Source organism: Candidatus Zymogenus saltonus (assembly GCA_016929395.1).
Taxonomy (GTDB): domain Bacteria; phylum Desulfobacterota; class Zymogenia; order Zymogenales; family Zymogenaceae; genus Zymogenus; species Zymogenus saltonus.
In genome coordinates this window covers 57,755-64,196 of record JAFGIX010000070.1, presented here as the reverse complement: position 1 = coordinate 64,196, position 6,442 = coordinate 57,755, and the positions used below count along the sequence as shown (strand labels likewise).

The 6,442-nt window shown below is 53.3% G+C and carries 7 protein-coding genes; all 7 read right to left on the bottom strand.

From position 1 onward, the window contains the following. Positions 1–220 (bottom strand): hypothetical protein (locus JW984_13825; protein ID MBN1574272.1); only part of this gene is annotated, 220 nt, incomplete at its 3' end. Positions 221–499: 279 nt separating this feature from the next. Continuing rightward, positions 500–1,015: a hypothetical protein gene (locus tag JW984_13820; protein ID MBN1574271.1), complete on the bottom strand. Its 516-nt coding sequence runs from the start codon at positions 1,013–1,015 to the stop codon at positions 500–502. Positions 1,016–1,077: 62 nt separating this feature from the next. Continuing rightward, the gene (locus JW984_13815; GenBank protein ID MBN1574270.1) at positions 1,078–1,977 is read right to left on the bottom strand and encodes a hypothetical protein; all 900 of its coding nucleotides are present in this window, start codon (positions 1,975–1,977) and stop codon (positions 1,078–1,080) included. A 99-nt stretch (positions 1,978–2,076) separates the two neighbouring features. Further along, a complete protein-coding gene (locus tag JW984_13810) occupies positions 2,077–2,985 on the bottom strand; it encodes a 3-hydroxyacyl-CoA dehydrogenase family protein (protein MBN1574269.1) in 909 nt (302 codons plus the stop codon). Positions 2,986–3,161: 176 nt separating this feature from the next. Beyond that, positions 3,162–4,430: a hypothetical protein gene (locus JW984_13805; protein MBN1574268.1), complete on the bottom strand. Its 1,269-nt coding sequence runs from the start codon at positions 4,428–4,430 to the stop codon at positions 3,162–3,164. 19 nt (positions 4,431–4,449) lie between these two features. Beyond that, positions 4,450–5,139 (bottom strand): ABC transporter ATP-binding protein, encoded by a 690-nt coding sequence (locus JW984_13800; GenBank protein MBN1574267.1) that lies wholly within the window; start codon positions 5,137–5,139, stop codon positions 4,450–4,452. A 71-nt stretch (positions 5,140–5,210) separates the two neighbouring features. Next, a complete protein-coding gene (locus tag JW984_13795; GenBank protein ID MBN1574266.1) occupies positions 5,211–6,437 on the bottom strand; it encodes an ABC transporter permease in 1,227 nt (408 codons plus the stop codon). Positions 6,438–6,442 lie beyond the last annotated feature (5 nt).

Here is a 6,442-nt window from a genome sequence, read left to right as displayed (position 1 = left end):
CGGCTGGGGATTCCTCGAGGGCCATCCTCTTGCACTCCTCGATGCTCCTCGGCCTTGCCCCGGTCTCGTCCTCCTGGGCGATAGCCGCCCCGGAAAAGAAGATCAGAGATGCCGCAAAGATTATCAGAATGAGACCACACGACCGGTTGAAACAATTTCTTTTATATCCATTTCCGTAATTTCCGGCGGCATCGATACTTTTTCCAATTTTGTCTTTCATATATTGACCTCTATCTTACACACTATATCTAAATAAAATGCCATAAAAAATGCAGAACAAAAAGCCCCCTGTTCGACTCTTCATTTTGCATCCAATCCACCTGAAGTTCAACTTATGCCTGAACAGAAATTTAACTAACCAGTTAGTTAACTACTTTACCCTATTAGTGAAACCATGTCAAGAAAAAAACGCCGATTTCGATATTATTGCCGATCTTGTTGATGGATTGGGGGGGAAAGCCTCGGGGTGGGCGAAGGTATATCGAAGGGCGAAGGGCCGTCAAAAGTCCAGAGGGACGCCGTCTTCAAGATCCGATTCCAAATCCAGTGACGATCCCACGTACGTGAGCTCGCTAATGTCAATAATGAGTCTCACGATCCTTCCCCGAATCTCCGCCCCCACCAGAAAGCCCTTGAAGCTCGCCACGTCGTCCCTCTTGACCTCGGTGGGGGCGACAACCCTGAGAAAGAGGATCTTCATCTCGAAAGGAAAGAGAACGCCCCCGGTGGCGTCCCCGCCCTCCTCCACGCCCTTAAGCGTCAGGGTCACCGCGTCCTCCTCATGGAAAGGGGGGCCTGTCGCCCTTCCCGTCCCCTCGATTCTTTTGCCGGAGAGAAAAGTCCTAAAGTGCTTTGAAAATCTCACCTCGTCGCCGATCAGGGGATAGAGCTCTTCGGTCACCCCCTCCGGCGTCAGTATCTCCCTCTCAAACGACTTTTTAAGGAGGTACGCCAAAACAAAGACGACAACGAGGAATAATACGGTATATGGATTTATAAAATCGATTAGGAACATAACAAAAATGGGAGGGGGCGGTCACCTCCCCCCGCCTCTTAATTAATCAACCATCCACATCCCTACTTCTTCACCGGATCGAGAAAACCGGGTTTGGCGAACTCGATATCCGACCAGTCGTAGAAACCCTTTCCGCTCTTCATGCCCAGCTCGCCCCTGTCGATCATCTCCTTCAGGGCATCCGGGGGCTTGTCCTTGGGATCTTTTGTATCGTTGTAATATGCCATCTCTATATCGTATACTACGTCGAGCCCGACGAAATCCATGGCGCCGAATGGGCCCGCGGACATCCCGGAAAAGATCATCCACCCCCTGTCCACGTCCCTGATATCCGCGTCGTCCTCGGCCCATATCTTGAGGGCCTCCTTCTTTATCGCCCTCCACACCCTGTTTACCACAAAGCCCATGCACTCCTTTTTGGTAATAAGTGGAAGGCACTTTATGCTTCTGACCCACTCCTCGGCCGCATTTATGGTCTCTTCTGTGGTCTTGGTACCCCTCATTATCTCGACGTAATAGCGCTCCGGAATCGGGGAGGCAAAGTGTATATTTGCGACCTTGTCCAACCTTTCCACCGCGTCTTCGATCATCGATACGGGCAGCGAAGAGCTGTTAGTCCCGAAGATGGCATAGGGCGGGGTCTTCTCGTCCATCTCCGAAAAGACCTTCCTCTTGACCTCGACGCTCTCCGCCACCGCCTCGATCACGAGGTCGGCGTCTTTCACCGCATCTTCGAGCTTCTCGTGAAAGGTTATTCTCTTGTCCGCCTCCGATGAATCGCCCTCATGCTGCGCAAAGTGGGCGTCGTTGTGATACTTGGTTGTGCCCCTCGCCGCCTCGATGACCTCCTTTTTAATATCGAACAGTCTGACATCGTAGCCGTACACGGCCGCCCGGGACGCAATTTGGCTCCCCATAAAACCGGCCCCGATAATTGCCACGGTCTTGATCTCTCCGGCCATCTTTTCACCTCCTGATAAACGTCAACGGGAATTTGAAGCACATCAATAAAAATCTAAAAAAATTTCGGCAGAGTAACAGGCCGAAAACGCACATCGGACTCATCCGCACTTTTTCGGATCGAGAAATTCCGGCTTAACAAACTCCGGATCGGGCCAATCGTAAAAGCCCTTTCCGGTCTTCATCCCCAAATCTCCCCGATCGACCATGGCCTTCAATCCCTCGGGGGGCCTGAACCTCTCCTCGCCCTTCTCCTCGAAGTAGGCCTTTTCAATCGCGTAGACCACATCGACCCCGATATAGTCTATCGCCCCGAAGATCCCGGCCTGCATCCCGGTAAGCTTTATCCACCCCCGGTCTATATCCTTGTAGTCGGCGATGCCGTCCTCCCACATCTTTAGGGCGTCCCTCCTGGCGGAGTGCCAAACCCTGTTTACCACAAAGCCCATCGACTCCTTCGCCGCTAAAAGGGGGATGCAGTCGATGCTCTTAGACCATTTGACCGCCAGATCGATCACCTCGTCGGTCGTCACCGATCCCCTCATAAGCTCGACGAAATTTCTCTGCGGAATCGGCGATGCGAAGTGGATGTTGAGAACCCTCTCCTTCCTTTTGTCCACAACGGCCCCCTCCATCTTCGACACGGGTAGGGAGGAGCTGTTTGTCGCGATGATCGCACAGGTAGGGGCCTTCTCGTCTATCTGGGAGAAGACCTTCCTCTTTACCTCCACGTTTTCGGACACCGCCTCGATAACGAGGTCGGCGTTTTCAAGGGCCTTATCGAGGTCATCGAAAAACTTCGTCCTGTTGAGGACCGCCTTCAGGTCGCCCCCCTTGGCGTCTATGTACCCCTCGGTGAAGAACCTTGTCATCTCCTCCCCCTTCTTCAACTGATCTGCGCTCACGTCAAAGAGCGCCACGTCGTACCCGTAGATCGAAGCCCTGGAGGCGATCTGGCTCCCCATAAAACCGGCCCCGATAATTGCCACGGTTTTTATCCCCTCTGTCATGGTATCCGCTCCTACAGATTAAATACATAATACATAAAAACTAATCCAGCTCTTATATTGCAGAACTTTCGGCGACATTAATGAAATGTGTCCCGCCACCTCCCAGGTGAAAAAATACCACAACGGGGGCCGTGAAATCAACGAGATTTTATCTTGAGGTCGATTTTTCGGGCGGGTTAGAAGTAGTAGCGCACCTGGAAGTAGTAGAGATCGGGCCTGAGCCTGTATTCGCTCCCCATGTCCCCCACACCTATCTGCGCCCCTATCTTGAGATAGAGGTTTTCGGTGGCCGAATATTCAAGGGACGGGGAGAAAAGGGCGCTCTGGTCGTCGATGTTGTAGAAGCAGGCAACGTCCCCCCGAAGAATGGGCGTAAACTCGTAGCCCAGGCTTCCGAAGACGTAGTTCTCGCCCAGGTTCAGCTCCTTTCCTTCGGCAAGGGCGGTGAAGTTGTAGTTCTCCCTGTTCGCCTCTCCCTTCCCGTTGTAGTAGTACTCAAGGAGCACGGAGAGGGTGTTGGGGAACAGGTACTCCACCCCCAAGACCGCCCTGATGTATTCCTTTTTCGTCCACTGGACGGAAAAACCGAAGGGGGCAAACCTGTCTTCGATCAGGTAGGACTCGATATCATCCTCCATGTAATAAGCAAACTCGCCGTATAATCCCACATCTCCGATCTGGCCCGCAAAATCTAAGCCGTACACCTCCCTGTCTTTAAACCTCCCGGCCATGAGTCCGAAGTCGTAGTCGAGAAAATTGGTGTAGATGCGAAGGGCGTAGGACGCATAGTCCATATTCTTGGTCGGCGCAAAGACGAGGGAAAGCCCGGAGAAATCCCCCAGGGGAATCTCGCAGAGGAGGGCGTCCACCCCCACCCTCTCCTCCTTGTCGATGTCGGCGGGGTTGAAGGGATTGAAGAGGTCGGTCGGGCTGATAAATTTTGCCACCCCCCACGCTATCCGCTGTCTTCCGACCATGACTGAGAAATAGTCCGCAAAAAACGAGAGATAGGCGCGGTCCAGGGTGTGGGCCGCTACGACGTACCTGTCGCTATTGAGTCCCCAGTAGAGGTCGAACAGCTCGTCCGGGTCCCCGGACGCCATCTCTCTGGTGGCCTCATCCTTTAAAGACTCGCCGGAGATCAAGGCTATCTCGTAGTGGAGCGTAGCCTTGACCCTCCTCTTCCAGGACGCCTCGAGCTTGAGCCTCACCTTGGAGAGGCTGTCGACCCCCCTCATCTCGCTGCTGTAGGTGTAGGTGGTCAGGTTCTTCATATACCCGCCGACCTTCACGTCGAAGTCGTCGGTCTTTATTATCTCCCTCGACTGGGAAAAGGAGGGAGTGGCAGAAAAGAAGAAGATAAATATGAAAAGGACGACGGCGATTAAAACCGACTTCATTCCCATCCCGGCGACCTCCCTTTTGTTCCCGAGTTCCGCCTTCATAGCAAATCTTTTATCCCTATTATTTCTTTATATCCTCGACGATCTTCCCGTCCTTCAGCTTTACGAGCCTCCTGGAGTGATCCATGACCATCTTGTCGTGGGTCGAAAAGATAAACGTCACGCCGCGTCTCTCGTTCATCTCGCCCATCATAGTAAGGAGGGATTCTCCCGTCTCGGAGTCGAGGTTGGCCGTTGGCTCGTCGGCCAGGACCACTTCGGGATTTGAGACGATTGCCCTCGCCACCGCCACCCGCTGCTGCTGGCCCCCGCTCATCTCGTTTGGACGGGCGTCGATATAGTCCGCAAGCCCCACATCCTCCAATATATCCACCGCGCGCCTCTGTCTCTCCTCTTTCGGCACCCCCTGAAGGAGCATGACGTACTCCACGTTTTCGAGGGCCGAGAGCACCGGAATCAGGTTGTAGGACTGGAAGATGAAGCCGAGGTTTCTGAGCCTCATATCGGAAAGCTCCGACTTGGATAGGCCGGAGAGGTCTTTGCCGCCGACCACGACGCTCCCCCCAGTGGGAACGTCCAGCCCCCCTATGATGTTTAAGAGGGTCGTCTTGCCCGATCCGGAGGGCCCGGCTATGGCCATAAACTCCCCCCCGTCAACCGTAAGATCCACCCCCCTCAGGGCGTTCACCTTTACCTCCGACTCCTCGTATGTTTTTACAAGCTTTCTGGTTACGATGATTTTATCGGTCATAATCACACCTTTGATTGAAACAGCAGCTCTTGATTAAACTCTTATTTTCCCTTTCCTTTAAATTTATCTCCCTACACCGATCTGAACGCCTTGACCGGCGTAAGCCTCATTATCTTTACCGCCGGGTAAAGGGCCGAGAGAACCGCCGCGATAAATACCGAGGCGGAAGACCAGAAGACGTTGTAGGGTTTGATTATCGGATATACGGTGGTCCCTATTCCACCCATATACTTGAGGCTTTCGGACCAGATTGAAAAATCTATCCCCGTTTTCAGGAGGACGGCGTAGATGATTATTGACACCACCCAGCCGAAGACGAGTCCCATGAGCCCCAGAAAGAAGCCCTCCCACATCACCATGCCGAACACCCTTATCGGTTTGGTTCCTATCGCCATGATTATTCCTATCTCCCGCGTCCTCTCGAGGACGCTCATGAGGATCGTGTTCACGATCCCGAACGCCATGGCAATTATCACAATTATAAAGACGATGTAGTTAAAGGCCGAAAACATCTCCACCATCTGTACGATCAGGGGGATTATCTCCTTCCACGTGCTCGCCCTGAGGCCATGCACCCCGATCTCCTTGTTGACGTTAAACGCCAGGAGATCAACGTTTTCGAGGCTGTCGGACATCAGGGCAATCTCGGAAACCCTGCCGTTCATATCGAAGAGTACCTGGGAGTCCGCCATGTTGATGTATACGTTGTATTTATCGTATTCCGGCGACGTGGAAACGAATATCCCCTTGACCCTGAAGGCCGCCGAGACGATCTCCGTCGCCAATCCCTGCCCCCTCAGGACTATCTTGTCGTCCAGCCCCACCTTGAGCTTTTCGGCCAGAGACCTCCCGATGTAAATCTCCCCCTTCTCCCCGGTGAGGAACTCCCCCTCCTCTTTATACTTCTTAATGAAATTCAGCTTCGGCTCCCTCTCGTGGTCCACCCCCCAGATAAGGACACCGGAGGAAGACTCCGCGGAGGAGATGAGGCCCCTTACCTTCACCCTCTCCGCATATGCCTTCAGGTTCGGCGTGCCCTCAATCCTCTTGATCACATAGCCGGGATTTCTTACGTTCAACTTGACGCTCATGTTGTCGAGGAATCCATCCTTGTGTATCTGGACGTGACCTACGCCATTCTCTATGGCCACCTCCACCATGTCCGCGCTCATCCCGTCCATAAGGGCGATCATAAAGACCATCCCCAGAAGCCCCACCACAATGGCGGTCAAGATTACGCCGGATCGGCGCCTGTTCCTCCAGATATTTCTCCATGCCAGTTTTATCGTCATTCCCATAATAT